Source organism: Streptomyces sp. enrichment culture (assembly GCF_964273145.1).
In the GTDB taxonomy this organism is placed as follows: domain Bacteria; phylum Actinomycetota; class Actinomycetes; order Streptomycetales; family Streptomycetaceae; genus Streptomyces.
This window is the reverse complement of the sequence record NZ_OZ186873.1, coordinates 229,798-253,686: the sequence shown is the minus strand read 5'-3', so window position 1 is coordinate 253,686 and position 23,889 is coordinate 229,798. Positions and strand designations below refer to the sequence as shown.

The window sequence follows — 23,889 nt, the reverse complement described above, 5'->3', positions numbered from 1 at the left end:
ACCCGTTCCAAGGAGATTTCCCCATGCCCACCGCCGACCTGGTCCTCACCGGTGCCCGCGTCCGCACCCTCGACCCGGGCCGCCCGCACGCCGGCGCGGTCGCCGTGCGCGACGGCCGGATCGCGTACGTCGGTGAGGAGGCCGACATGCGCGACTGGCGCGGACCCGGCACCGAGGTCGTGGACCTGACCGGCGCCTGGCTGGTGCCCGGCCTGGTCGACGGACACAGCCACCCCGTGTGGGGCCTGGAGATGACCACCGGGCTCGATCTGTCCGGCGTCCGCGACCTGGACGGGCTGCGCGCCCGGCTCGCCGGGGCCGAGCGGACCGGCGGATGGGTCGTGGGATTCGGCCTGGATCATAACGTGTTCGGCGGCCGTCCCGTCGACCGCGCGCTGATCGAGGACGTACTCGGCGGGACCCCGGCCTTCCTGCGCCTGTACGACGGGCACTCGGCCCTCGCCACCGGCGCCGCGCTGGAGGCGGCGGGCGTCACCGGGCCCCGGACGTTCGCACAGCGCTCCCACCTCGCGGTCGACGCCGACGGCAGGCTGACCGGGCACCTGGTCGAGCACGCCGCGATGGACCTGGTCGCGCAGGTCATGCCCCGGCCGTCGTACGCCGAACGCCGCACCCGGCTGATCGCGCTGCTGTCCGCGATGGCCGCCACCGGGCTCACCGGCGCCCATGTGATGGACGGCGGCGACCTCGGCCTCGTCGGCTCGGTGGCCGAGGAGACCGTCCTGCCGCTGCGGCTGCGCTTCGCGCCCTGGTGCATGCCGGGCGACGACGAGGCGGCCCTGGACGAACTCGTCGCGCTGCAGCGCCGCGCCGGGCGGCACTGGCGGGTCGGCGGGGTGAAGTTCTTCATGGACGGCACCGTCGAGGGCGGCACCGCCTGGCTGGAGCACCCCGACTGCCACGGGCAGGGCACCGAGGCGTTCTGGCCCGACCCGTCCGCCTACAGCGACGCCGTGCGCCGCCTGCACCGGGCCGGGGTGCGCACGGCGACCCACGCCATCGGCGACGCGGCCGTGCGCCACGTCCTCGACACGGTGGGGACACTGGGCGCCGGAGCCCGCTTCGCGCACCGGGTGGAACATATCGAGTCGGTGCCCGACGACACCCTCGCCCGCTTCGCCCGCCTCGGCGTCGTCGCCTCCATGCAGCCCCCGCACACCGGTTACACCCGGGCCGACCACCGCGACGAATGGTCCCGGCGGCTGGGGGAGGGCCGCGCCGGGCGTGCCTGGCGCCTGCGGGACCTGCGGGAGGCCGGCGCGGTCGTCGCGCTCGGCTCGGACTGGCCCATCGCCCACTACGACGCCCGCGCCGTGCTGGCCACCGCGCGGGCGCCCCGGGGAGCGGCCTCGGCGCGGGAAGGCCTGACGGGCCTGCAGGCACTGGAGGGCTGCACCACCCACGCGGCCGTCGCCGCCGGGGAGGCGGACGTCGCCGGCCGCATCGCCGTGGGCTGCCGGGCCGACCTGACCGCCCTGGGCGTCGATCCCGTCGGCGCGCCCGCCGACGAGGTCGCCCAGGCACCGGTACGGCTCACCGTGACCGGCGGGCATGTGGTGCACCGGGGCGCGTGACGGCGCGGGGGCCCGGCGCTCACGGGGCCGCCGCGCCCCCGGCGTCCGCGCCGGCCCCCCTTCCGCCGGCGTGCCGGACGGCCCTTGCGGCCACCGGCCCGAACCGCGTTCCCCGCGGCATCCGGTACAGGCGCCGCGGACCGGTCGCGGCGGCCGTAGCCGCGACGACGGGGCCGCCCGCCCTTCGGGGCGGGCGGGCCCGCCGGAAGGGGAGCCTGCGGGAGGGGCCGAGCGCCCGCGTCAGCCGACCGGCGCCGCCGGACCGCCGTCCGCCGGCGACGCGGCCTTCTCGGACCGCGACCGGCCGGGCACGTCCGCCGCCGCGTCGTCACCGGAGGCGTCGGCGGACTCCTCGGCGAGACGCTCCATGCCACTGGTGGTCTTCAGCGGCTTCTCCTTGATGAACACCACGGCGATCAGCGCCAGCAGGGCGAACGGGGTGGCGACGAGGAACAGGTCGGCGGTGGACACACCGTAGGCGTGCTCGACGATCGGCCGCAGCGGGGCGGGCAGCGTCGTCATGTCCGGCACGCTGCCCTCGCCGCCCGAACCCCCGCCGGCCGCACCGGCGATGCCGGCTTCCTCCAGCCCCTTGGCCATCTCGTCGGCGACCCGGTTGGCGAGGATCGCGCCCAGGACGCTGGTGCCGATGGTGCCGCCCATGCTGCGGAAGAAGGACAGCACGGAGGTCGCGGCGCCCAGTTCGGCGGCGGGCACGTCGTTCTGCGCGGCCAGCACCAGGTTCTGCATCAGCATGCCGACACCGACGCCGAGCACCGCCATGAACAGGCTGAGCAGGGCGAAGTGCGTGTCCGCGTCGATGGTGGACAGCAGCCCGAGGCCCACGGTCATCACGACCGCGCCGGCCACCAGGTACTTCTTCCACTTGCCGGTCTTGCTGATGATCTGGCCGGCGACGGTGGAGGACACCAGCAGTCCGAGGATCATCGGCAGGCTCATCAGCCCGGCCATCGTCGGGGACTTGCCCAGGGAGACCTGGAAGTACTGGGAGAGGAAGACCGTTCCGCCGAACATGGCCACGCCGACCAGGAGGCTGGCGACGGTGGTCAGGGTCACCGTGCGGTTGCGGAAGATGTCGAGCGGGATGACCGGCTCCGGGGTGCGCGCCTCGACGAACACCGCGACGACCAGCAGCAGCACGCCGCCGATCGTCAGTGCGGCGGTCTGCCAGGAGGCCCAGTCGAACTGGTTGCCGGCGAGCGAGACCCAGATCAGCAGGGCGCACACACCCGCCACGATGAGGAAGGCGCCCAGAAAGTCGATCTTCACCTCGCGCCGGACGGTGGGGAGCTTCAGCGTGGCCTGGAGCAGCACGATGGCCAGCAGGGCGAAGGGCACGCCGATGAAGAAGCACCAGCGCCAGCCCAGCCACGAGGTGTCGACCAGCACACCGCCGATCAGCGGACCGGCCACGGTGCCGACGGCGAAGACGGCCCCGAAGACGCCGGCGTACTTGCCGAGCCGGCGCGGCGGGATGATGGCGGCCATCACGACCTGGGCGAGGGCGGTCAGGCCGCCCGCGCCGATGCCCTGGACCACGCGACTGAAGATCAGCAGTCCCACGCCGTGGGAGAAGCCGGCCAGCAGCGAGCCGGCGACGAACATGGCCAGGGAGAGCTGCAGGAGCAGCTTCTTGTTGTAGAGGTCGGACAGCTTGCCCCACAGGGGCACCGTCGCGGTCATCGCGAGCAGTTCCGCGGTGACGACCCAGGTGTAGGACGACTGGCCGGCCCCCAGGTCGGCGATGATCCGGGGCAGCGCGTTGGAGACGACGGTGCTGGCCAGGATCGCGACGAACATGCCGGCCATCAGGCCGGACATGGCCTGGAGTATCTGACGGTTGGTCATGGAGGTGGCGGGCGCCCGGTCGGGCGCCGGAGGTGCGGTCACGGCATCTCTTTCGACGGTGGTGGTCGGTGGCGCGCGCGGACCGTGGCGCGGGCGTGACGACCGCGCCCGGGAACACGCGCGACGGGCAAGGGGCGGTGGCCGCGGCCGGCGAACCGGGCGGCGGGCGGGGTCACCGCACGGGAGGCGCGGGGAGCCCGGCGGCCAGCAGGGAGAACGTCTCCCGGAACACGTCGGCGAAGGAGCGTTCCTCCTGGCGGGCGCACCAGTGTTCGAGGCTGACCCGCACCGCGGTGGTCGCCACCGCGGCCAGCAGCCGGGGATAGAGGTCCAGTGCCGCGCGCCGTTCCTCGTCGGACGCGGCGGGCGCGGCCGGATCGGAGGCGATGGCGGACGCGGCCGTGGCCGCCGGGACGCCGCGCGAGGGACCGGAACCGGCCCGGATGCGCTCGGCGACGGCCTCGGCCAGTTCGGTCTCGTCCGCCATGTGCGCGCTGAGCGAGCGGACCAGGAGGTGAGGGGAGGTGCGCAGCACCCGGGCGTGCAGCCGCCACAGCTCGTGCCGCTGCTCGGCCTCGGCGAGCTCCGCCCCGATGGCCTCGCGCAGGGCGTCCAGCGGGGAGAGGGCGGCGGGGGCGTCGAGCACGGACCGGCGGATGCGGACGCGGACGTCGGTGTCGATCGCGACGAAGGCGTCGTCGCGGGTGTCGAAGTAGTTGAAGAACGTCCTCACCGAGACTCCCGCTGCGGCGCTGATGGCCTCGACGGTGACCTTCTCCACGCCGTGCTCGGCGGCGAGGCGCACGGCGGCCTCCGCCAGCGCCGCACGCGTCGCCCGCTTCTTCCGCTCCCGCAGACCGCCCCCGGCGGCACTCTTCCCCGACACAAGTTGCATGCTATGCAAACATGCACGGCATGCAAAGTTCCGTTTGTGGCGGGCCGGGCGGCGTTTGCCGCGGGAGCGAGGGGCAAAGCGGTGTGCATGACGGAACCGAACAGCGACACACAAGGGAAGCGCACGGCGACGCAGGCGCCCCGGCGCGCCGCCGACAAGGCGGCCACCGGGGCCTCACGGGCCGCGAAGGGCGCCGCCTCGGCCGCCGACGAGGCGGCGTCGGCGGCGAGGACGGGGACCCGCCGGCCGGCCGAGGTGGCGTCCGGGGCCGCGCAGGCCGCGGCCAAGGGGGTCGAGGCGGGCCGCAGGGTGCTCGCCACCGTTCCGGGCCGGGTCGCCACCACGGCCCGGACCGCCTGGACGGTCGTCGCCCACCGGAAACTGGCCGCCGCCGCGGCGGCGGCCGGGATGACGGCGCTGAGCGCGGCATCGTACGCGGTGGGCCGCCGCTCGGGCCGCCGCGCCCTCGGCCCGCTGACCCGGCTGACCGGCGGACGCATCTGACACCCTTTCACAGGCGAAGCGGCCCGCGGGGGAGGGAGGCCGGGCCGTTCGGACGGGCTCCGAACCGGCCGGGGGACCTGTAAGAATGCCCCGTGGCCAACCGCATCAGCATCTGGATCTCGGTCTTCGGGGTCGTCGCCAGCCTGGCGCTCCTCACCGGCGCCCTCCTCGAGTACCGGGCGGGGGCGTCGGTGCTCTGGGCCGGAGCCGGGGCGTTGATCGTCCTGTGCGCCGTCCACGCGCTGGTGCGGGACGTGAGCCGGGCCCGCAGGAAGCCTTCGCCCTGAGGGGCGCCGGACTTCCCGCCCGGCGGCCGACGCGCACACCGTTCGCGCCGCGGTGTGCCGGTGATCGCCCCGCCGGGCGTCAGGCGGCGGCCCCGGCGTCCCCCTCCGCAGCTTCGTGGGCCCGGCGCGGCAGGGTCAGGACGGCCAGGAAGCCGAGGACCGCGATGGCGGCGAAGAAGTAGAAGCCCCAGGGGTGGCCGATCCCGGCGGTGAGCAGGGCGCCGGTGATGGACGGGCCGACGATCGAGCCGATCCGGCCGATGCCCGAGGCCGAGCCGAGGGCGGTGCCGCGGACGGCGGCCGGGTAGAAGTGCGTCACGTAGGCGTAGACCAGTACCTGGGCCGAGAAGACGAACACGCCGGTGAGGAAGACGACCGTGTTGAGCAGCAGGTCGCTCTCCATCCTGACGCTCAGACAGGCCAGCATCACCACCGAGATCCCGAACCAGCCGAGCGCCGTGCCCTTGATGCCGCGCCGGTCGGCGACGAAGCCGCCGAGGACCAGGCCGACGACACCGCCGATGTTGAGCACCAGGAGCTGGGTGACGGCCGTGGGGACGGGGTAACCGGCGTCGTTCATCAGCTTCGGCAGCCAGGTGTTGAGGCCGTAGACCAGCAACAGCCCCATGAAGGAGGCCACCCACACGCCGATGCCCGCCCGCAGGTAGGCCGGCTTGAGCAGCTCGGTGAACGGGACCCGCTTGGCACCCGTGGCCCGCCTGGCCCGGACGAACGCCTCCGACTCCGGCAGCCGGAACCACTGGATGACGGCGACGGCGAAGCCCGCGACGCCGAGGACGTAGAAGAGGATCTCCCAGTCGTCCGTCACCTGCAGGGCCAGCAGGGAGGTGATGACGGCACCGGTGTGGTAGCCGGTCATCGTCAGGGTGCTGGCCCGGGCGCGACGGCCGGCCGGCATGTGCTCGGCCATCATCGTCAAGGACACCGGCATGCAGGCGCCCAGGCCCAGGCCGGCCAGGAGGCGGAGCACGGCGAACATCGTGACGGAACCGGCCAGCGGCACCAGGAGGGTGAACAGGGAGAACACCACCACGGAACCGATGAGCAGCAGGCGCCGCCCCAGCCGGTCGGCCAGCGGGCCCACGCAGACCGCGCCGATGGCCACGCCCACGAGGGAGAGGGTGGCGATGGTGGTCGCGTCACCCGCGGTCATGCCGAGGTGACGCGTCTTGAGCAGCGTCGGGATGATGGCGCCGAGGACGACGAGGTCGTACCCCTCGAGCAGGACGGTGATCCAGCACAGGACGACGGTCCAGGCGGTGCGTCCGCGGACGCCGGACGGTGCCGACGGGCCGGACGAGACGACGGAAGTCATGAGGACATTCCCCCCAAAGGCGGCTACGGGAGAGCGGGGACGGAAAGAAGGAGGGCCGGAGGAGGCGAGGGAGGCAGCGGGGCGGGGACGGGCGCGGCGGTCAGAACGGGTAGTCGGCGATGTCCGGCCGGACCGTGAGCCACTGGGTCTCCGTGAACGCCTCCACGTTGGCGGCGGCGCCGCCGAAACGGGACCCGGTGCCGGAGTCCTTGACGCCGCCGAAGGGCGCGTTGGGCTCGTCGCCGACCGTCTGCTCGTTTATGTGGATCTTGCCGGAGTCGATCCGGTCGGCCAGCTTCATCGCCGTGCCGACGTCCCCGAGGATGCCGACCGACAGGCCGTACTCGCAGTCGTTCACGATCCGCGCGGCCTCCTCCGGCGTCGAGAAGCCGATGACGGGCGCGACGGGACCGAAGATCTCCTCCCGCCACGCCGGCATGTCGGTCGTCAGGCCGGTCAGCACGGTCGCCCGGTAGCCGGCGCCCACGATCTCGCCGCCCGCGGCGACGGTGGCGCCCGCGGCGACGCTGTCGGTGACGATGCGGTGCACCCGCTCCAGCTGGCGGCGGTCGATGATCGGGCCGAGCGCCACGTCCTCACGGGCCGGGTCACCGACGGTCAGCGCCTTCGCCTTCGCGGTGAGCGCGGCCGTGTAGTCGTCGAGCAGCGACTCGTGCACGAGGTGACGGCCGGTCGTCATGCAGATCTGGCCCTGGTGCAGATAGGAGCCGAAGGCTCCCGCGGAGGCCGCCTTGCGCACATCGGCCCCGGGCAGCACCACCAGCGCGTTGTTCCCGCCCAGTTCGAGATGGGCCCGCTTCAGGAGCCGCCCGGCCCGCTCGCCGATCGCCCGCCCGACCGGCGTGGACCCCGTGAAGGAGACGACCCGCACCTCGGGGGCCTCCACGACCGCCTGGCCCACCGAGCCGTCCCCCGGCAGCAGGTGCAGGACGCCGTCCGGCAGCCCGGCCTCCTCGAAGACGCGCGCGATGACGACGCCCCCGCCGACCGCGGTGCGCGGATCCGGCTTGAGCAGCACGGCGTTGCCGAGGGCGAGCGCGGGCGCCACCGACCGCAGGCCGAGGATGAGCGGGAAGTTGAAGGGGGCGATCACACTCACCACACCGGCCGGGCGGCGGCGCGCCAGCGACCAGCGGGCCTCCTCGGAGGTCAGCACCTCGCCCTGCGGGTGCGTGGGCAGTGACGCGCACTCGAAGCACTCGCCCACCGCGAGCCGCGTCTCGAAGCCCGCCTTGGCCCGCACCGAACCGGCCTCCCGCACGAGCCAGTCCTCGATCTCCGCGGCGTGCTCGGCGAACAGCTCGCCCGCCCGCCGCAGGACGGCGGCCCGCTGCTGCGGAGGGGTCGACGCCCACGCGCGCTGCGCCTCGGCGGCCCGGGCCGCCGCGCGGCCCGCGTCCTCGGCCGTGGCCAGGCCCACCGTGCCGAGCCGGTTCCCGGTGGCCGGCTCGACCACGGGGTGCTCGACGGCGGAGTCCCGCCAGCCGTCGCTGAAGAACTTCTTGCTCCAGACGTCGCTGTCCAGGAGTGTCATCGGCTTGCCTTTCAGGGTGGTGCGGGGAGTCGGCGCGGACACCGCGAGGGGGAGTCCGCGGGTCAGGAAGGGGTGGTGAGCGCCGTGTCCACCTGGACGAGCCGGGGGTGGTCCGGCCGCTCGGCGAGGACGGCGCGCAGTTCCTCGGCACCGCGGACGTGCCGGGACGGGACGCCGTAGCCCTCCGCGATGCGGGTGAAGTCCAGCCCGGGGATGTCCAGTCCGGGGGCGTCCGGTACGCCGAGGAGGCCGCTGAACCAGCGCAGCGCCCCGTACGTGCCGTTGCGCAGCAGGACGAAGGTGACCGGGATCCGGTGCCGGGCCGCCGTCCACAGCGCGGTGATGCCGTAGTTGGCCGAACCGTCCCCGATCACGCCGACGACCGGCCGGTCCGGCCGGGCCATCGCGACCCCGACCGCGCCGGGCAGCCCGAACCCGAGGCCCCCGGCGGCCGGGAAGTAGTAGGAGCCGGGCCGGCGCAGGTCCATCTGCCGCCACCACGCGGCGTTCGTCGACGTCGACTCCACCACGTACGCGGTGTCCTCGGGCATCTCGTCGCGCAGCGCGGCGAAGACCTCCTCGGGGTGCAGCCGCGGCCCCTCGGCGGTGAGCGGCTCGGGCACGGGCCGGAACGCGTCCGCCGCGGCGGGCGGGGCGTCGAGCGCGTCCGTCAGCAGCTCGACGACCGCGCCGGGGTCGGCGACCAGTGCCTCGCCCATCGGGGCCCGCGCGGCGGCGGAGGCGTCGTCGGTGACCTGGATCAGCCGGGTGCCCTCGGGCAGGTACCGGCCGGGAAGGTACTCGTGGTAGCGGAAGACCGGGGCCCCGAGCACCAGGACCAGGTCGTGGCCCTCCAGCGCCCGGGAGACCGGCGCGATCCCGGCGGGCAGCACGCCGCGGAACAGCGGGTGGCGGTTGGGGAAGGGGAGCCGGAAGAGGGAGGGCGCCGCCCACACCGGCCCGCCCAGGCGCTCGGCCAGCCGTACGGCGTCGTCGAAGAGGCCGGCCGCGTCGATGTCACCGCCGAGCACCAGCGCGGGCCGCCGGGCGGCGGTGACCTGTTCGACCAGCCGGCGGGCCTGCTCGCCGCCGGGCGCCGAGGCGCGCTGCACCCGCCGGTCGAGCACCGGCAGGCCGTTGTCGCCGGCCTCGGCGTCCCAGTCGTCGTACGGCACGGAGAGATACGTCGGCCGCCGCTGCAACCGCGCCTCGAACACGGCCTGCGCCAGCGCCCGCGGCACGTCCTGCGCGCACGCCGGCTCGGCGGCCCAGCCGACGAGGGGCTTCATCAGCGCCGGCGCGTCGACGTTGGCGAGATTGGCCTCCGGGCCGACGGCGGAGCGCACCTGCTGCCCGGCGACGATCACCAGCGGGGTGCGGGAGGCCACGGCGTTCGTCAGCGCGCCCATCGCGTTCCCCGACCCGGAGGCGGCGTGCAGGTTGACCAGCGCCGGCCGGCCGGTCGCCTGCGCGTAGCCGTCCGCCATCCCCAGGACGGCACCCTCGTGCAGCCCGAGCACATAGCGGAAGCCGTCGGGCAGATCGGCCAGGAACGGCAGCTCGTTGGAGCCCGGGTTGCCGAAGAGGGTGGTGAGCCCCTGACGCTCGAGGAACTCGTGGGAGAGGCGACGCACGGAGGGCACTGACGTTCCTTTCCGAAAGTGGTGCGGGACACGCTAAGGAACGCCGTGACATGGGCACCAATAAATGTTTCGGCGCTCCGATATAGAGTCCTTCTATATGGGGATCTTCGACCTCAACCTCGCCCGGGTCTTCGTGCTGCTGTACGAGACCGGCAGCGTCACGGCCACCGCCGAGACGCTCCACGTCACCCAGCCCACGGTCAGCTACAGCCTGGCCAAGCTGCGCCGGCACTTCGGCGACGACCTGTTCCGGCGCACCGGGCGCGGGCTGACGCCCACCGCCGGAGCCCGCCGGCTGTACGAACCGCTGCAGCGCGCCCTGGCGGAGATCGACGGGACGATCCGGCAGGCCGACGCCTTCGACCCCGAGACCATGGCGGGCCGCTTCACCATCGCCCTGTCCGACCTCGGCGAGGCGACCCTCCTGCCCCGCCTCCTGGCGGCGGCCCGCGAACGCGCGCCCCGGGTGTCGTTCACCGTCCGGCCGCTGGACGTGGACGACGCCGAGCGGCAGCTGCGCCGCGGTGAGCTCGACGCGTTCGTCGCCACCCCGGTGTTCACCTCGCACCTGACCGTGCGTCTCCCGCTCTTCCACGAGCGCTACGTCGCCATGGTCGCCGCCGACCACCCCCGGATCCGGGGCGACGCGGTCACCCTGGAGCAGCTCGCGGCCGAGCACCACGCGACGGTCTCCGGCCCCAGCGGGCACGTGGTGCCGCGGGCCGTACTGGCGACGCACGGCCTGCTGGACCGCGTGGTCGTCGACGCCACCCGCTTCTCGATGCTGCCGTACCTGCTGGAACACACCGACCTGGTCGCCATCCTCCCCGAGTACGTCGGGGAGGTCTTCACCGCCTCCCGGCGGCTGCGCCTGGTACGGCTGCCGTTCGAGACCGAGCCGGTCGAGGTGGCCCTCTACGCCCGGCACGAGTCCTCGCGCAGCCCCTCGCAGCGGTGGCTGGTCCAGTTCATGGGCGAGGTGCTGGGCACCCGCGTGAGCCGGGCCCAGCTGCCGCCGTGCCCCGGCCACACGCCGCGCCCGACGGCGTGACCGGCAGGACGCGACGGCCGGCCACACCACCCGGAACCCCACCGCACGGCGCCGTACGGACCGGCACCTCCCGCCCGGCGGGCCCGCGCGGCCGGGTGGCGGTCAGCGGTCACGCAACCGCCCCAGGCGCGTCAGCGTCCCCGCGGCGGCACCGGCCAGCCGGGGCCGGCCGCGTACGAACCGGCGCGCGGCGCGCGCCGGTTCCCGCCCCAGGAGGTAGGCCGCCCCGCCCGGTCCGGGACGGACCACCGCGCCCTCGTAGACCACGTCGTCCCGGGTCTTGAAGGAGTCCTTGTAACGGGCCGGCCCACTGCCCAGGTCGACCCTCTCGATCCCGCGGGCCGCCGCGGCCTCCAGCATGCGCAGGTGCAGCACGAGCCCGGGCGAATACCTGCCGTACGCCCGGTCGTACGCCGGGAACCACCACGACAGCACGGTGCGCGAGCACAGCCCGAAGTGCGCGGCCACGGGCCGGCCGCCGGCGTACAGCACGGACAGCACCCCGCGGCACTCGGGCACCTCGCCCCGGGCGAGCAACTCCACCAGCTCCGTGATCCACTCCTGTGCGAACCGGTCCCGGCGGCCCGTCCGCCGGTACTGCGCGGACTTCCACCGCATCAGCGCCCGCAGCGCCTGCGGATCCCGGGCGTCGTGCACGAACCGCACCTCGCCGGCCTGCCGGGCGAGCTTCCGCTCCTTGGCCAGGACCTGCCGGAGGAAGCCCGGCGATCTCTCGCGCAACCGCTCCCGGTACCGTTCGAACCCGTCGCCGAGGTCGACCACCGGAGAGGCCAGTTCCTCGTCGGCGTGCGGGACGAACACCCGCTGGCCGGCCTCCAGGTTGTCGAACTCCCACGAGGACAGCCCGCAGGCCCGCAGCAGCACGCGGGGATCGAGCCCGACCCCGGGTCGCAGGACGGCCCCCTGACTGTCCGACACCCCCAGCCCGATGGCCCGGCCCTGTCCCAGGGGTCCCCTCTCGAACGGGAAGAACCCGGCCGCGACCCCGTCCTGCGTCAGCACCGCCACGCGCGCCCCCGGTCTGACCCGGCCGACGGCCGCGGTGAACTCCGGGTCCAGGAACGGGTTCGCGGGCGCCCCGGATTCCTCCCGTATCCCTCTCCACACCTTGTGGTCGTCCGGGCTCAGTTCGTGCGGTCCCAGGACGAGAATGCGCTTTCCGGGCAATTCCGCCTCCTGTGTCGTCGCCGTGCCGGACACGCGTGAGGGCCCGCTCGTCACCGCGTACCGCCAGCGGACGGCGTCCGGGCCGCACGCGCGGGCCTCGATGGGTACTGCCGTCGCTCAGCAGCGAAACGTCTGCAACACGGCGTCACCGGGGGCGCGGCCGCCCGTCCGCCGCCCGGGTGCCGTCACCGCGGACGGCCCGCCCGTCCCGGACCCGCCGTCCGCGCGCCACCGCACCGGGAGACGGGCCGCCGCGGGGCCGGACCCGGCCGCGGGCACCGTCCGCGCGCAGCGCACGGCGGACCGGCGTACGGGCACGCCGTCCTCACCCCGCACCGGCTCCGGTTCCCCGGCGACGCCCTCCGCCTCCGGGCCCGGCGTCCGCCCGGCCGTCTCCGTGCCCACCGCCACGGCGGTCCACGTCGCGCCGCCCGCGTCCGGCGAGGGCGCCGGGACGAAGAGGTGCAGCAGCACGGAAACCAGCAGCACCACGGCCGCCGCCCCTCCACGCCGCACCATCGGACCCCCGGCCTGCGTCTTGGCGGGGGTCGGCATACGGGTCGACATACGGGGTCGGCGCCGGACGAGTCCCCCCGTACGCCCGGCTGCCCCTCCAGTAGGCCGAGCGCGTCTCGTTCCCGTCAAGCCCCGGTAAAGCGGTTCACCGCGTCTGTCCAAAAGCGGGCGACCCCGGGAACCCGCCCGGCGGCGCTCAGGGCGCCGGTTCGAGGCCCCAGCAGGCGGCCCGTCCCGCGGCGGCGGCCCGGTTGGGGACGCCGAGCTTGGCGAGGATGTGCTCGATGTGCGTGGCGACGGTGCGGACCCCGACACCCAGACGGGCGGCGATCTCCCGGTTGGTCCGGCCGCGGGTCGGTTCCGCCAGTACTTCGGTCTCGCGGGCGGACAGCGCCGCGGGCCGCGCGACGGGACGGCACACGGCACGCAGGGCCGTGCCCTGACGGGCCAGCCGGAGCTCGAGCAGACGCCGCTGGTACGGCACCAGGACGGTGGCGGGCAGGGACCGAGCGGCGGCGACCTGCCGTACGAGCCGGGTCAGCGGGGCGTCCGCCGAGGCGAGCCCGGGCAGGGGCTCCCCGCTCACCGGCACGGGAGCCGCGTCCCGCCCCGGCGGCAGCAGCACGGCGCAGACCCCGCTCCCCGGCGCGCCGGGCGGCCGGGGGAGCGCCAGGGGATCGGCCACGGCGCCCAGGGACTCGCCCAGCAGGGCCATCACGGCGCGCAGGGCGTCCGGGGCGCGGTCCTCGCGCGTGGTGCTCACACTGAGGACGCCGACGTACCGGCCGTCCGCCGCGAACAGGCACTGGGCCAGGCCGCCCCGCACCCCCAGGGAGCCGAGGACGTCACGGATGCCGGGGGAGTCCCGCCGCTCGGTCTCCGGCACCTCCTGCCACCAGCGCAGGCCGTCCGGTGAGCGGCGGACGGCGGTGAAGGCCGGATCGTCGTGGAGCCGGTGCTCGATGTACGCGGTCGCGGCGGCCGGGTAGGTGCCGGCCAGGGTGACGTGACGGCGGCGCAGCGGGTCCCACTGCGCCAGGGAGGCGAAATCGTGGTCGATCACGTCGGACAGTGCCGTGAGGACGGCGTCCGCGCCGCCCGCGCCCCGCAGCGGTGCGCCGCCCGTCCGCGCCCCGGGCGACGGCGCCGCGCGGACGCACGGCAGGTCACGCGCTGTCCGGACGTGCCCACCGGGCGTGAAACCCCGCCGCGGCGGGGCGTGATCCGCGTGGCGCAGGGGACACGAGGCGATATGCCGACCACCACGGACCAGTCGCCGGCGCGCGCCTCGGGCGGCCCGGCGCTCAAGCGCGCCCTGACCACCCCTCTGCTCTACTTCTTCATCCTCGGGGACGTCCTCGGCGCCGGGGTGTACGTCCTCGTCGGCCAGGTCGCCGCCGACTCCGGCGGGGCGGTCTGGCTCCCCCTCCTCGTGGCCCTCCTCCTGGCGCTGCTCACCGCCGCCTCGTACGCCGAGCTCGCCACCAAGTACCCGAGGGCCGGCGGGGCCTCCCACTACGCCACCCGGGCCTTCGGGCCGTTCGCCGGCTTCGTCGCGGGTTTCTGCATGCTCGCGGCCGGCGTCGTCTCGGTCGCGGCGCTCGCCCGCGGCTTCGGCGGCGACTACCTGTCGGAGTTCCTCACGCTGCCCGTGGGGCTCGTCGCCGTCGTCTTCCTGGCCGGACTGGCGCTGGTCAACGCCAGGGGCATCAAGGAGTCGACGCGCGCCAACGTCGTCGCCACCGTCGTCGAGGTCGGCGGTCTGGCCGTCATCATCGTCCTCGGCGCCTGGCTGCTGCTGCGCGGCGACGGCGACGCGGGGCGCCTCACCCAGCTCGGCACGCCCGACAAGGGCGCGGTCGCCGCCGTCCTGAGCGGTTCCGTGCTGGCGTACTACTCCTTCGTCGGGTTCGAGACCTCCGTGAACGTCGCCGAGGAGACCCGCGACCCGCGGCGCTCCTACCCCCGGGCCCTCTTCGGTGCCCTCGTCACCGCGGGCGCCGTGTACGTCCTGGTCGGCGTGGCCGCCTCCGCCGCCGTACCGACCGCGCGGCTCGTGGAGTCCAGCGGGCCGCTGCTGGAGGTCGTCAGGGAGGCGGGCGGCGTGCCGCCCCGGCTGTTCAGCGCGATCGCCCTGGTCGCCGTCGCCAACGGGGCGCTCCTGACCGGCATCATGTCCTCCCGGCTCGCCTACGGCATGGCCCGGGACGGACTGCTGCCCCGCGGGCTCACCCGGGTGCTGCCCGGCCGCCGCACCCCCTGGGCCGCGATCGCGGCGACCACGGTGCCCGCCGCCCTCCTGGCGCTCACCGGCAGCGTCGCGACCCTGGCCTCCACCCTCGTCCTGCTGCTGCTGGTGGTGTTCCTCGTCGTCAACGTCGCCGTCCTCGTCCTGCGGCGCGAGCCGGGCGAGGCCGGCCACTTCCGGGCGCCCACCGTGCTGCCGGTCCTGGGCGCCGCCTCCTGCGTACTGCTCGCCACACGGATCGAGGCGGAGGTGTGGCTGCGCGGACTCGCGGTGCTCGCGGTCGGCGCGGTGCTCGCCGGGGTGGCCGCGGCCCGGCGCCGGGCCGCGCGTCAGGACACCTGCGCCCCGCGCTGAGCGCACCGCGGGGGACCGGGACGGCCGGAACCCCCCGGACGCGAGGGGGATCCTCCGGTTGTGACCGAGACGGTACCTCCTGGGGTGTATGGCATGTTCCGGCCAGGGTAGTTCCGCTATGGACGAAAAAGCGGCAGGAAGGACCGGGCGTGATGCTGTCTCATGCACTCGAGCGCGGCGTGCTCGTCATCACGGTGCCCAGCGACCCGGGCGTCGACGGGCGGGCGCCGCTCCTCGAGAGGATCGGCGGGCTCGTCCGCGCCCACCGGCCGGCACCCGTCGTCATCGTCCTGGACGAGCCGGCGGCGACCGGCGCGGCGGTCAGCGTGGTCCTGCGGGCCCACCGGCTGTGCAGCGCCCTAGGCGTCCTGATGTCCGTGGCCACCCACAGCGCTCCCACCCGGCGCCTGCTGGAGGCGAACGCCGACACCAGCGGCACCCGTCTGGTCATCCACGCGCGTGCCGACACCGCCGTCACCGCCGCCGCTTTCGCGGCGGCCGCCTGACGGCCGGGACGGTTCCCGCCGCGCCTGTCGCGCGGGCGCCCCGCCGTACGGCCGGTCGGCGAGGGGCAAGTGACCGGCCGTCCGTCCCGGCCGACCGGCAGGCGCCCATCCGCTCGGCCGTGTGCCGGGTCTCGGCCTCTCCGTCACGGCCACTTGGGGGAACCGCCGCGGATTCCGGGGTTCGGCGGGGGAGCGCGGCCGGACCCGCAGCAGCGGACCGGAGACTCCGGCCGGCGCCGTGCACAGCCGGGTCCGGGGCAGGCCGGCCAGTGGCGCACCGTACGCGCCCGGGCCGCGACGGCGCACTCCCCGGCGCCCCGGACGCCGGCACGGCGCTTGCCCGCCGGGACCCGCGACCTGCGGGCCGCCGGCCGGCAACGGGACACGGGCCGGCCGGGCCACGTCCCGTCCCCCGGTCAGTTCGCCCCCGCGGCCCCGGGGCGCGCGGTGGCGTCCGGGCCGTCGACGACGCGGAACACCGCCGGTCCGAGCCCGAGCACGCCGTCGTTCAGGGGCGTGCACCGCACACCGCCCCTGCCGCGCAGCGCGCGCTGGGCGCCCGGGCCGATGGTGACGTCCATCCAGGCGCAGGGCCGCGCGGGCCGGTTGACGGCGAACACGACCGGACCGTCGCCGGTGTCGAGGCAGACCGTCATCCCGAGGAAGGCGTCGATGTCCACACCCCGCAGAAGGACGTTCCGGCGGGTGTGCCGCAGATCGGCGGACGGCAGGATGTGCCGGGGCAGGTTCTCCGCGGCCATGAGGGTCACCGCCGCGTCGCGGTGCGCGGGCCTGGCGTAGTAGCGGTCGCCGACCAGCCCGAGCCGGCCGCGCACCTCCACCTGCGGCACGCACTCGTCGGGCGGACCGGACGGCAGCCCGTCGGCGGGCCGCCCGGCCAGCCGGTGCGACGGCGACACCAGCAGTTGCAGCACCTCCACGTCGGCCATGCCCTCACCCTATGCGCTCGGCCGCGGGGCGGTCCCGCCGGATGAGGAGTGACGAAACGGACCGGACGGGTACAACGGACGCCGGTCGACGGCGGTGCGGCTGGTCCCGCCGCCCGGGGGAAGATGGGACCGCGAGCGCACGCACGATCGATGTGGAGGAGTGAACCCATGCAGCACGAGCGAGCGGGCAAGCCGGCCGGGGCCGAGGACCTGGTGGACGTGGCGCGGCTGGTGACGGCGTACTACACGCTGCACCCCGACCCGGCCGATCCGGGGCAGCGGGTGGCGTTCGGTACATCGGGACACCGGGGATCGTCGCTCGCGGCGGCGTTCAACGAGGACCACATCGCCGCCACCAGCCAGGCCATCTGCGAGTACCGCGCAGCCCAGGGCACCGACGGCCCGCTGTTCCTCGGCGCGGACACCCACGCCCTGTCCGAGCCCGCCAGGGCCACCGCGCTGGAGGTGTTCGCCGCCAACGACGTGACCGTGCTGATCGACTCGGCGGACGGCTACACCCCGACCCCCGCGGTCTCGCACGCCATCCTGACCCACAACCGCGGCCGCGCCTCGGGCCTGGCCGACGGCGTGGTCGTCACCCCCTCGCACAATCCGCCCGCCGACGGCGGCTTCAAGTACAACCCGCCCAGCGGCGGCCCGGCCGGCAGCGAGGCGACCTCCTGGATCCAGGACCGGGCCAACGAGATCATCGCGGGCGGCCTGAAGGACGTACGGCGCATCCCCTACCCCCGGGCGCTCGCCGCCCCCGGCACCGGCCGCTACGACTTCCTGGGCGCCTACGTCTCCGACCTGCCCAGCGTGCTCGACCTCGACGCGATCCGGGCGGCGGACGTGCGCATCGGCGCCGACCCGCTGGGCGGCGCCTCCGTCGCGTACTGGGGCCGCATCGCCGAGCAGCACCGCCTGGACCTGACCGTGGTCAATCCGCTCACCGACCCGACCTGGCGGTTCATGACGCTGGACTGGGACGGGAAGATCCGCATGGACTGCTCGTCGCCGCACGCGATGGCCTCCCTGATCGAGCAGCGGGACCGTTTCCGGATCGCGACGGGCAACGACGCCGACGCCGACCGGCACGGCATCGTCACCCCCGACGCCGGCCTGATGAACCCCAACCACTACCTCGCCGCCGCGATCTCCTACCTGTACGCCCACCGCACCGAGTGGCCCGCAGGCACGGGCGTCGGCAAGACGCTGGTGTCCTCCGGGATGATCGACCGCGTCGCCGCCGACCTGGGCCGCCGGCTGGTCGAGGTGCCGGTCGGGTTCAAGTGGTTCGTGGACGGACTGGTCGACGGGTCGATCGGCTTCGGCGGCGAGGAGTCCGCCGGGGCGTCCTTCCTGCGCCGGGACGGCTCGGTGTGGACCACCGACAAGGACGGCATCATCCTCGCCCTGCTCGCCTCCGAGATCACCGCCGTCACCGGGAAGACGCCGTCCGAGCACTACGCCGCGCTCACCGAGCGTTTCGGCGCCCCGGCGTACGCCCGCATCGACGCGCCGGCGACCCGCGAGGAGAAGGCACGCCTGGCCAAGCTGTCCCCGGCCCAGGTGACCGCCGACACCCTCGCCGGGGAACCGGTCACCGCGGTGCTCACCGAGGCCCCGGGCAACGGCGCCCCCATCGGCGGCATCAAGGTCACCACCGAGAACGCCTGGTTCGCGGCTCGCCCCTCGGGCACCGAGGACGTCTACAAGGTCTACGCGGAGTCCTTCCGCGGCCCCGATCACCTGCGCCGGGTGCAGGAGGAGGCCCGGCAGGTGGTCCTGGGCGCCCTGGGCGGCTGAGGACCCCGCCCGCCGCGCGCCGTCCGGCGCAGCGCGCCCTGCGGGCCCGGCTCCCCCCACGGCGTCCCCGGCGTGCGGATCGCCCGCGTCGAGGCGGCGCCCCTCGGCGAACCGGTCGAAGGCCCGAGGCCTGACGACCCCGCTCCTGTTGCGTCCGGCGTCCGTGGTGGGGACCGCGTGGGCCGCGGGGCGCCGGACCGGGGGACCCCCGCTCCCGCCTCGCCCGCCACGGGCGGCTCCGGAAGGGAGCGGGGCCCGCGCGGCCGCGGGCGGAAAGGGCGCCCGTTCAGGGCCTCTCATGCCGGTGGGCAGCTCCATGTGCCGGAAGGGACGACATGCCTGGCGGGTGCTTCCGGAGTGTTCGAACGTCGCCTTCCCGCACGCCGTGGGAGGCCGTCGGTGCAGGTGGCGGGAGGGGACGGGAGCCGACTTTCCAGTACCGCCAGTAACATGATCATCTTATCTCTTGGGTGTGTCATACAACCACTTGGCGGCTCTGTCGACCCACGTCTCATCCGGAGATTCCATGCCTTCTGAGAACGACGCCCTGGAAGAGGCCCGCACGGCCTACGAGCACCACATGCGGACCTGCCGTCAGTGCCATGCCGACGCGGCGCGCTGCGCCGTGGCCAAACACCTGCTGCGCCTGTACAACAACGCGCGCAGAGGCCAGGCGGGCGGCAAGGCCCGCTGACACCCGTGTCCGGCCGTGGCCGTCCCACCGGGACGGCCACGGCTCCTCCGGGCGCGGCATGTCGGTGTCGGCCGCAGTGCCGGAGGCCGTGATCAGGGCGGACCGCACCGCGACGATCCACCGGTCCCCAAGCGCGCCGAACGCCTCGTGCGCGACGTCCTCGAGGGCCGCATCGCGTTCGTCGGGGCCGACGGCACCGGCCCCGGTACCCTGCCCGACCGCGTACGGGCCGCCGGCGCGCCGGACCCGAGCCGCCGGGTGGCCTTCTTCCCCGATGGACCGGACCTGTCGGAACCGGGCCCCGTCACGGGTCGCCGTCGGCGCCCTGACAACGCCGCCGAGGGCGCCGGAGCGAGCCCATGGGCCGGGTCGGGGCAAGGGGTGACGCCGCGCCGCGGCCCGCCGGAGACGGGCCGTCCGGCGGGGGAGGGGGCGGCTTCGCCCGTACGGCTCAGGTCCGGACGCCGTGCGCTCGGGCGCCCCGGTCCTCCCGGGCGCCCACGGGGCGCGGGAACCTGGGACGGAGGGCGGGCCGGGGAGGGGGGAGCGGCAGGCGGTTCTGCCGGGCGTGGAGCTTCCAGTCCTCGTAGACGTCGGGCGCGAAGGCGGCGGCGAGCAGCACCAGCGGGATCACCACGGCGGATATCAACACAAGTCGCTCCTTCCGTGAGGACGAGTCCTGACACGGTCCGTGACCGCACCTTCGTGATGTAGCAGAACCCAAGGAAATTGACAAATCGACCGGAGGAGTATTGATAACGGTCGACTCAAGAAGGTTGAGGCGACGGTGCGGGTGGGGCGCCGGTTCGGATCGGCGTGCGGTTGGAACGCATGGTCGGTTTTCGGCCAACGGCGGCCCCGCGCCCGGCAGTAGGCCAGGAGGCATCTGTTCCGGTCATCGGGTGATCCATAACCTTGTGCGGTACATCCGGTCACAGATCACAGGGAGCTCCATGCCCACCGCGCAGCAGGTCCCCGACATCCTCTCTGCCGAGTTCGCCGCGGATCCCTACCCTGCCTATCGCGTGATGCGCGACAGCGCACCCCTCGTCTGGCACGAGGCCACCCAGAGCTACATCATCTCGCGCTACGAGGACGTGGAGCGCGTCTTCAAGGACAAGAACGGCGAGTTCACCACCGACAACTACGACTGGCAGATCGAACCCGTCCACGGCAAGACGATCCTCCAGCTCAGCGGCCGGGAACACGCCGTGCGGCGCGCGCTGGTCGCCCCCGCGTTCCGCGGCAGCGACCTGCAGGAGAAGTTCCTGCCGGTGATCGAGCGCAACTCCCGCGAGCTGATCGACGCCTTCCGGCACACCGGCTCCGCCGACCTGGTGACCGATTACGCGACCCGCTTCCCCGTCAACGTCATCGCGGACATGCTGGGCCTGGACAAGGCCGACCACGGCAAGTTCCACCGCTGGTACACATCGGTCATCGCCTTCCTCGGGAACCTGTCGGGCGACCCCGAGGTGACGGCCGCCGGCGAGCGGACCCGCGAGGAGTTCGCCGCCTACATGTTCCCCATCATCCGGGAACGCCGCGAGAAGCCGGGCGACGACCTGCTGTCCGCGCTGTGCGCCGCCGAGGTCGACGGCGTGCGGATGAGCGACGAGGACATCAAGTCCTTCTGCAGCCTGCTGCTCGCCGCGGGCGGCGAGACCACCGACAAGGCCATCGCCGGCATCTTCGCCAACCTGCTGCGCCATCCCGAGCAGCTCGCCGCCGTACGGGAGGACCGCACCCTGATCCCCCGCGCCTTCGCCGAGACCCTCCGCTACACGCCCCCGGTCCACATGATCATGCGGCAGTCCGCCACCGAGGTCACCCTCAGCGGCGGCACGATCCCCGCCGGGGCCACCGTCACCTGCCTGATCGGCGCCGCCAACCGGGACGAGAACCGCTACCGCGACCCCGACCGGTTCGACATCTTCCGCGACGACCTGACCACCACGACCGCCTTCTCCGCCGCCGCCGACCACCTCGCCTTCGCGCTCGGCCGGCACTTCTGCGTGGGGGCCCTGCTGGCCAAGGCCGAAGTCGAGATCGGCGTCGACCAGCTGCTGGACGCCATGCCCGACATCCGGCTCGCCGACGGCTTCGAACCCGCCGAGCAGGGCGTTTTCACCCGCGGCCCGCAGGCCCTGCCCGTACGGTTCACCCCCGCCGCCTCCTGAGACGGGGCATGCCGGGCCGTGCGGCACACCCGCCGCGCGGCCCGTCCGTCACTGCACCACGGGCGTGAACCGCACCGGCAGCGAGGCCAGCCCGCGCATCCAGATCGACGGGCGCCAGGACAGCTCCTCCGGCTCCACCGCCAGTACCAGGTCGGGCAGCCGCTCCAGCAGCGTCTCCACCGCCGTACGGGCCATGACGTCGGCCAGCAGCGGCGCCGGATAGGGGCAGCGGTGCTCCCCGTTGCTGAACGACAGGTGCGCGGCGTTCTCCGCGCCGACGTGCGACTCCGGCCAGATCTGCGGGTCGGTGTTGGCCGCGGCCAGCCCCAGCACCAGGCAGTCGCCCGCCCGGATCAACCGCCCGCCGAGCTGGGTGTCGCGCACGGCCCAGCGGCCGATGAAGTTCTGTGTCGGCGTGTCCAGCCACAGCACCTCGTTCAGAGCCTCCCCGACGCTGAGCCGGCCACCCGAGACGTTCAGGGCGAACCGCTCGTCGGTGAGCAGCAGCCGCAGCGTGTTGCAGATCCAGTTGGCGGTGGGCTGCTGGGCCGCGGCGATCACGGAGATCAGGTCCTGCACGATCTCCTCGTCGGACAGCCCCGCCGGATGCAGCAGCATCCGCGAGGTGATGTCGGAGCCGGGCCGCTCCCGCTTCTCCCTCACCAACTGGTGGATCCGTTCCCCGACCCGCGCGTACGCGGCCACCGGGTCGTCCCCCTCCGCCGCGTCCAGGGAGATCCGCAGGTCGTCCACGAGCCGCTCGGTGTCCGCGCCGGTGGCCGGCACCCCGCACATCCGGACCACCGCGCGCATCGGCAGGGCGTGCGCGTAGGCGCTCATCAGCTCCGCCTCGCCGCTCCCGGCGAACGAGGCGATGAGCTGGTCGGCGATCTGCTCGCAGTCGCGGGCCAGTTCGAACTGGTCGACGCCCTCCAGCGCCTGCGTGATCACCCCGGCCCGCCGCCGGTGCTCCTCGCCCTCGGTGAACAGCACCGAGGGCTGGTAGCCGACGAACGGCAGCAGCGGCCAGTCCGCGGGGATGTTCTCCCACTGGTTCCAGCGCCGCGAGTCACGGGCGAACAGCTCGTCGTGGCTGGTCACATAGGTCAGCTCCGAGTAGCCGAGGACCAGCCACGCCGGGATGTCCCCGTCCAGCAGCACGGGCGCGACCGCACCGTGCTTCCGGCGCAGGGCGCGGTAGAGCTGAGAGGGGGTCTGCTGGTACTCCAGTCCGCCCAGGCGCACCGCGCCCGCGTGCGCCGGGCAGCCGACCGGGGCGGCGGAGGGTCCGGTGTCGGTCACAGGGTCGCCTCCTGGGCCACGGCCCGTTCGTAGAGGTGGTTCACGAGAGTGATCAGCACGTCCTTCCCGGACTGCCGCACCCGCGCGTCGCAGTCGATCATGGGCACGTGCGCGGGCAGGGCGAGCGCCTGGCGGATCTCGTCCAGGGAGTGGCGGTGGGTGTCGTCGTCGAACCGGTTGACGGCCACGACGAACGGCGTCCTGTGGTGTTCCAGCCGGTCTATCGCGTACCAGGAGTCGTCCATCCGGCGGGTGTCCACCAGGACGACCGCGCCCAGCGTGCCGGAGAACAGCCGGTCCCACAGGAACCAGAAACGTTCCTGCCCCGGGGCGCCGAACAAATAGAGCACCATGCGCTCGTTGAGGCTGATCCGCCCGAAGTCGAACGCCACGGTCGTGGTGGTCTTCGCCGCCACCCCGTGCGTCTCGTCGACGCCGACACCGGCCTGCGTCATCACCTCCTCGGTGTTGAGCGGCCGTATCTCGCTGACCGAGCGGACCAGGGTCGTCTTGCCGACTCCGAACCCGCCCACGATGACTATCTTCAGGCCGGTCTCCGCGGCATCGGCCAGGGGCGTGCGGCGGACGGGCAGCTCAGAGGTTGCGGAGCCCATGGAGCACCTCCTTGAGAAGGTCGGAGTCGGGGAGCGAGGCGACGGACTGCGCCGCGCGCGGGTGACGGGCGGTGATGCGGCCCATGGCGAGGAGGTCACCGAGCAGGATCCGCACCACCGTGATCGGCAGCTTCAGCTCCGCGGCGATCTCGACCACGGCCGTCGGGTGCCGGCACATCTCCAGAATCCGCACGTGTTCGGACTGCATCCCGGCGGCGGGCTCGCACTCACTGACCACCAGGGTGACCAGGTCGAAGGAGTCGTCGGCACGGCTGCGTCCGCCCGTGACCGTGTAGAGCCGGTCGGGGTCACCGGTGTCCACGGGCTTGCGCATCACGACGAGGCACTCCCGCGGACGGGCTTGCGGGGCTCGGCCCGCAGGTGCTCGCCGATCTGCTCGACCAGCTCGGTCATCTGATGGCCCACCACGCCCGGGTCGGCATCCTCCTCGGCGACGACGGCCAGGTGCGCGCCCTCACCGGCCTCCACGATGAACAGCAGGCCGCCGTGGAACTCGGTCATGGAGTGGCGGACGCCGCCGGTGCCGTCGCCGAACTCCACGGACGCGCCCTGGGCGAGGGCCTGGATGCCCGAGCAGATCGCCGCGAGCTGGTCGGCCTGGTCGAGCGTCAGATGCTCGGTCCAGCACAGTTTCAGGCCGTCCCGGGACAGGACCAGGGCGTGCCGGGTGCCGGGCGTGCGCTCCAGCAGGTTCTGCAGGAGCCAGGTGAGGCTGTTGTCGGTGGTCTGCATGGTGGGTGATGGGACGGTGGTGCCCGGTTGCCCGGTCACC

Annotated in this window: 23 protein-coding genes; 9 read left to right on the top strand and 14 right to left on the bottom strand. The window is 74.1% G+C overall.

Going from position 1 to position 23,889, the window contains the following annotated elements:
* The first annotated feature begins 23 nt into the window (after nucleotides 1-23).
* The gene (locus ACSU6Z_RS01170) at nucleotides 24-1,595 is read left to right on the top strand and encodes an amidohydrolase (RefSeq protein WP_437041972.1); all 1,572 of its coding nucleotides are present in this window, start codon (nucleotides 24-26) and stop codon (nucleotides 1,593-1,595) included.
* Nucleotides 1,596-1,835: 240 nt separating this feature from the next.
* Here the strand turns inward: ACSU6Z_RS01170 and ACSU6Z_RS01165 are convergent, their stop codons facing one another.
* Both ACSU6Z_RS01165 and ACSU6Z_RS01160 read right to left on the bottom strand, forming a co-directional pair.
* Nucleotides 1,836-3,464: an MDR family MFS transporter gene (locus tag ACSU6Z_RS01165; protein WP_437050128.1), complete on the bottom strand. Its 1,629-nt coding sequence runs from the start codon at nucleotides 3,462-3,464 to the stop codon at nucleotides 1,836-1,838.
* 172 nt (nucleotides 3,465-3,636) lie between these two features.
* On the bottom strand, nucleotides 3,637-4,359 hold the full coding sequence (locus ACSU6Z_RS01160) for a TetR/AcrR family transcriptional regulator (protein WP_437041970.1): 723 nt from the start codon (nucleotides 4,357-4,359) through the stop codon (nucleotides 3,637-3,639).
* Between the two features lie 87 nt (nucleotides 4,360-4,446).
* Between ACSU6Z_RS01160 and ACSU6Z_RS01155 the strand changes: the two genes are divergently transcribed.
* Together ACSU6Z_RS01155 and ACSU6Z_RS01150 are read left to right on the top strand one after the other, a co-directional pair.
* Entirely contained in the window at nucleotides 4,447-4,863 is a 417-nt protein-coding gene (locus ACSU6Z_RS01155) for a hypothetical protein (protein WP_437041968.1), read from the top strand.
* A 92-nt stretch (nucleotides 4,864-4,955) separates the two neighbouring features.
* Nucleotides 4,956-5,150, top strand: coding sequence for a hypothetical protein (locus tag ACSU6Z_RS01150; protein ID WP_437041967.1), 195 nt, complete (start codon nucleotides 4,956-4,958; stop codon nucleotides 5,148-5,150).
* Between the two features lie 79 nt (nucleotides 5,151-5,229).
* On the opposite strand, the gene ACSU6Z_RS01145 is transcribed toward ACSU6Z_RS01150, so the two are convergent.
* From ACSU6Z_RS01145 to mdlC, 3 genes are all read right to left on the bottom strand, one after another.
* The gene (locus ACSU6Z_RS01145; protein ID WP_437041965.1) at nucleotides 5,230-6,486 is read right to left on the bottom strand and encodes an MFS transporter; all 1,257 of its coding nucleotides are present in this window, start codon (nucleotides 6,484-6,486) and stop codon (nucleotides 5,230-5,232) included.
* A 100-nt stretch (nucleotides 6,487-6,586) separates the two neighbouring features.
* Nucleotides 6,587-8,041, bottom strand: coding sequence for a benzaldehyde dehydrogenase (locus ACSU6Z_RS01140; RefSeq protein ID WP_437041963.1), 1,455 nt, complete (start codon nucleotides 8,039-8,041; stop codon nucleotides 6,587-6,589).
* A 62-nt stretch (nucleotides 8,042-8,103) separates the two neighbouring features.
* Nucleotides 8,104-9,684, bottom strand: coding sequence for a benzoylformate decarboxylase (gene mdlC, locus ACSU6Z_RS01135; RefSeq protein ID WP_437041961.1), 1,581 nt, complete (start codon nucleotides 9,682-9,684; stop codon nucleotides 8,104-8,106).
* Between the two features lie 97 nt (nucleotides 9,685-9,781).
* Between mdlC and ACSU6Z_RS01130 the strand changes: the two genes are divergently transcribed.
* Nucleotides 9,782-10,735, top strand: a complete 954-nt coding sequence (locus ACSU6Z_RS01130) for a LysR family transcriptional regulator (protein WP_437041959.1) — start codon at nucleotides 9,782-9,784, stop codon at nucleotides 10,733-10,735.
* 102 nt (nucleotides 10,736-10,837) lie between these two features.
* Here the strand turns inward: ACSU6Z_RS01130 and ACSU6Z_RS01125 are convergent, their stop codons facing one another.
* The 3 genes from ACSU6Z_RS01125 to ACSU6Z_RS01115 all read right to left on the bottom strand — a co-directional run bounded on the left by ACSU6Z_RS01125 (nucleotide 10,838) and on the right by ACSU6Z_RS01115 (nucleotide 13,502).
* Nucleotides 10,838-11,923, bottom strand: a complete 1,086-nt coding sequence (locus ACSU6Z_RS01125) for a GNAT family N-acetyltransferase (protein WP_437041957.1) — start codon at nucleotides 11,921-11,923, stop codon at nucleotides 10,838-10,840.
* A gap of 117 nt (nucleotides 11,924-12,040) precedes the next feature.
* Nucleotides 12,041-12,478, bottom strand: coding sequence for a hypothetical protein (locus ACSU6Z_RS01120; RefSeq protein ID WP_437041955.1), 438 nt, complete (start codon nucleotides 12,476-12,478; stop codon nucleotides 12,041-12,043).
* A 157-nt stretch (nucleotides 12,479-12,635) separates the two neighbouring features.
* Nucleotides 12,636-13,502 (bottom strand): LuxR C-terminal-related transcriptional regulator, encoded by an 867-nt coding sequence (locus ACSU6Z_RS01115; protein ID WP_437041953.1) that lies wholly within the window; start codon nucleotides 13,500-13,502, stop codon nucleotides 12,636-12,638.
* A 189-nt stretch (nucleotides 13,503-13,691) separates the two neighbouring features.
* Between ACSU6Z_RS01115 and ACSU6Z_RS01110 the strand changes: the two genes are divergently transcribed.
* Both ACSU6Z_RS01110 and ACSU6Z_RS01105 read left to right on the top strand, forming a co-directional pair.
* Nucleotides 13,692-15,041 (top strand): APC family permease, encoded by a 1,350-nt coding sequence (locus ACSU6Z_RS01110; protein ID WP_437041951.1) that lies wholly within the window; start codon nucleotides 13,692-13,694, stop codon nucleotides 15,039-15,041.
* A 152-nt stretch (nucleotides 15,042-15,193) separates the two neighbouring features.
* On the top strand, nucleotides 15,194-15,547 hold the full coding sequence (locus ACSU6Z_RS01105) for a hypothetical protein (RefSeq protein ID WP_437041949.1): 354 nt from the start codon (nucleotides 15,194-15,196) through the stop codon (nucleotides 15,545-15,547).
* Nucleotides 15,548-15,963: 416 nt separating this feature from the next.
* Here the strand turns inward: ACSU6Z_RS01105 and ACSU6Z_RS01100 are convergent, their stop codons facing one another.
* Nucleotides 15,964-16,497 carry a molybdenum cofactor biosysynthesis protein gene (locus ACSU6Z_RS01100; protein WP_437041948.1) on the bottom strand — a complete coding sequence of 178 codons (534 nt, stop codon included), beginning with the start codon at nucleotides 16,495-16,497 and terminating at the stop codon, nucleotides 15,964-15,966.
* A gap of 168 nt (nucleotides 16,498-16,665) precedes the next feature.
* On the opposite strand from ACSU6Z_RS01100, the gene pgm reads away from it, so the two are divergent.
* Nucleotides 16,666-18,306 carry a phosphoglucomutase (alpha-D-glucose-1,6-bisphosphate-dependent) gene (pgm, locus tag ACSU6Z_RS01095; protein ID WP_437041946.1) on the top strand — a complete coding sequence of 547 codons (1,641 nt, stop codon included), beginning with the start codon at nucleotides 16,666-16,668 and terminating at the stop codon, nucleotides 18,304-18,306.
* Between the two features lie 526 nt (nucleotides 18,307-18,832).
* Nucleotides 18,833-19,000 (top strand): hypothetical protein, encoded by a 168-nt coding sequence (locus tag ACSU6Z_RS01090; RefSeq protein ID WP_437041944.1) that lies wholly within the window; start codon nucleotides 18,833-18,835, stop codon nucleotides 18,998-19,000.
* Between the two features lie 451 nt (nucleotides 19,001-19,451).
* On the opposite strand, the gene ACSU6Z_RS01085 is transcribed toward ACSU6Z_RS01090, so the two are convergent.
* Nucleotides 19,452-19,652: a hypothetical protein gene (locus tag ACSU6Z_RS01085; RefSeq protein ID WP_437041942.1), complete on the bottom strand. Its 201-nt coding sequence runs from the start codon at nucleotides 19,650-19,652 to the stop codon at nucleotides 19,452-19,454.
* Between the two features lie 301 nt (nucleotides 19,653-19,953).
* On the opposite strand from ACSU6Z_RS01085, the gene ACSU6Z_RS01080 reads away from it, so the two are divergent.
* Nucleotides 19,954-21,180 carry a cytochrome P450 gene (locus ACSU6Z_RS01080; RefSeq protein WP_437041941.1) on the top strand — a complete coding sequence of 409 codons (1,227 nt, stop codon included), beginning with the start codon at nucleotides 19,954-19,956 and terminating at the stop codon, nucleotides 21,178-21,180.
* A 48-nt stretch (nucleotides 21,181-21,228) separates the two neighbouring features.
* Here ACSU6Z_RS01080 and ACSU6Z_RS01075 read toward each other — a convergent pair whose 3' ends face one another.
* Genes ACSU6Z_RS01075 through ACSU6Z_RS01060 form a run of 4 tightly spaced genes read right to left on the bottom strand, consistent with a single transcriptional unit; the run spans nucleotide 21,229 to nucleotide 23,849 of the window.
* Complete coding sequence (locus ACSU6Z_RS01075) at nucleotides 21,229-22,482, bottom strand: cytochrome P450 (RefSeq protein WP_437041939.1); 1,254 nt, start codon at nucleotides 22,480-22,482, stop codon at nucleotides 21,229-21,231.
* A complete protein-coding gene (locus tag ACSU6Z_RS01070; protein WP_437041937.1) occupies nucleotides 22,479-23,096 on the bottom strand; it encodes a GTP-binding protein in 618 nt (205 codons plus the stop codon). The genes ACSU6Z_RS01075 and ACSU6Z_RS01070 overlap by 4 nt, the downstream gene beginning before the upstream one ends.
* Nucleotides 23,077-23,433, bottom strand: coding sequence for a DUF742 domain-containing protein (locus tag ACSU6Z_RS01065; RefSeq protein WP_437041936.1), 357 nt, complete (start codon nucleotides 23,431-23,433; stop codon nucleotides 23,077-23,079). Before ACSU6Z_RS01065 ends, ACSU6Z_RS01070 begins: the two co-directional genes overlap by 20 nt.
* Nucleotides 23,430-23,849 (bottom strand): roadblock/LC7 domain-containing protein, encoded by a 420-nt coding sequence (locus ACSU6Z_RS01060; protein WP_437041934.1) that lies wholly within the window; start codon nucleotides 23,847-23,849, stop codon nucleotides 23,430-23,432. Before ACSU6Z_RS01060 ends, ACSU6Z_RS01065 begins: the two co-directional genes overlap by 4 nt.
* Nucleotides 23,850-23,889: the final 40 nt, after the last annotated feature.

Excerpts from the sequence above, each read along its gene's own strand:
- ACSU6Z_RS01155 (WP_437041968.1), top strand. The coding sequence starts at position 4,447 with ATGACGGAACCGAACAGCGACACACAAGGGAAGCGCACGGCGACGCAG.
- ACSU6Z_RS01140 (WP_437041963.1), bottom strand. The coding sequence starts at position 8,041 with ATGACACTCCTGGACAGCGACGTCTGGAGCAAGAAGTTCTTCAGCGAC.
- ACSU6Z_RS01100 (WP_437041948.1), bottom strand. The coding sequence starts at position 16,497 with ATGGCCGACGTGGAGGTGCTGCAACTGCTGGTGTCGCCGTCGCACCGG.
- ACSU6Z_RS01160 (WP_437041970.1), bottom strand. The coding sequence starts at position 4,359 with ATGCAACTTGTGTCGGGGAAGAGTGCCGCCGGGGGCGGTCTGCGGGAG.
- ACSU6Z_RS01090 (WP_437041944.1), top strand. The coding sequence starts at position 18,833 with ATGCCTTCTGAGAACGACGCCCTGGAAGAGGCCCGCACGGCCTACGAG.
- ACSU6Z_RS01105 (WP_437041949.1), top strand. The coding sequence starts at position 15,194 with ATGCTGTCTCATGCACTCGAGCGCGGCGTGCTCGTCATCACGGTGCCC.
- ACSU6Z_RS01130 (WP_437041959.1), top strand. The coding sequence starts at position 9,782 with ATGGGGATCTTCGACCTCAACCTCGCCCGGGTCTTCGTGCTGCTGTAC.
- ACSU6Z_RS01070 (WP_437041937.1), bottom strand. The coding sequence starts at position 23,096 with ATGGGCTCCGCAACCTCTGAGCTGCCCGTCCGCCGCACGCCCCTGGCC.
- ACSU6Z_RS01165 (WP_437050128.1), bottom strand. The coding sequence starts at position 3,464 with ATGACCAACCGTCAGATACTCCAGGCCATGTCCGGCCTGATGGCCGGC.
- ACSU6Z_RS01120 (WP_437041955.1), bottom strand. The coding sequence starts at position 12,478 with ATGCCGACCCCCGCCAAGACGCAGGCCGGGGGTCCGATGGTGCGGCGT.
- pgm (WP_437041946.1), top strand. The coding sequence starts at position 16,666 with ATGCAGCACGAGCGAGCGGGCAAGCCGGCCGGGGCCGAGGACCTGGTG.
- ACSU6Z_RS01060 (WP_437041934.1), bottom strand. The coding sequence starts at position 23,849 with ATGCAGACCACCGACAACAGCCTCACCTGGCTCCTGCAGAACCTGCTG.
- ACSU6Z_RS01110 (WP_437041951.1), top strand. The coding sequence starts at position 13,692 with ATGCCGACCACCACGGACCAGTCGCCGGCGCGCGCCTCGGGCGGCCCG.
- ACSU6Z_RS01145 (WP_437041965.1), bottom strand. The coding sequence starts at position 6,486 with ATGACTTCCGTCGTCTCGTCCGGCCCGTCGGCACCGTCCGGCGTCCGC.
- ACSU6Z_RS01170 (WP_437041972.1), top strand. The coding sequence starts at position 24 with ATGCCCACCGCCGACCTGGTCCTCACCGGTGCCCGCGTCCGCACCCTC.
- ACSU6Z_RS01080 (WP_437041941.1), top strand. The coding sequence starts at position 19,954 with ATGCCCACCGCGCAGCAGGTCCCCGACATCCTCTCTGCCGAGTTCGCC.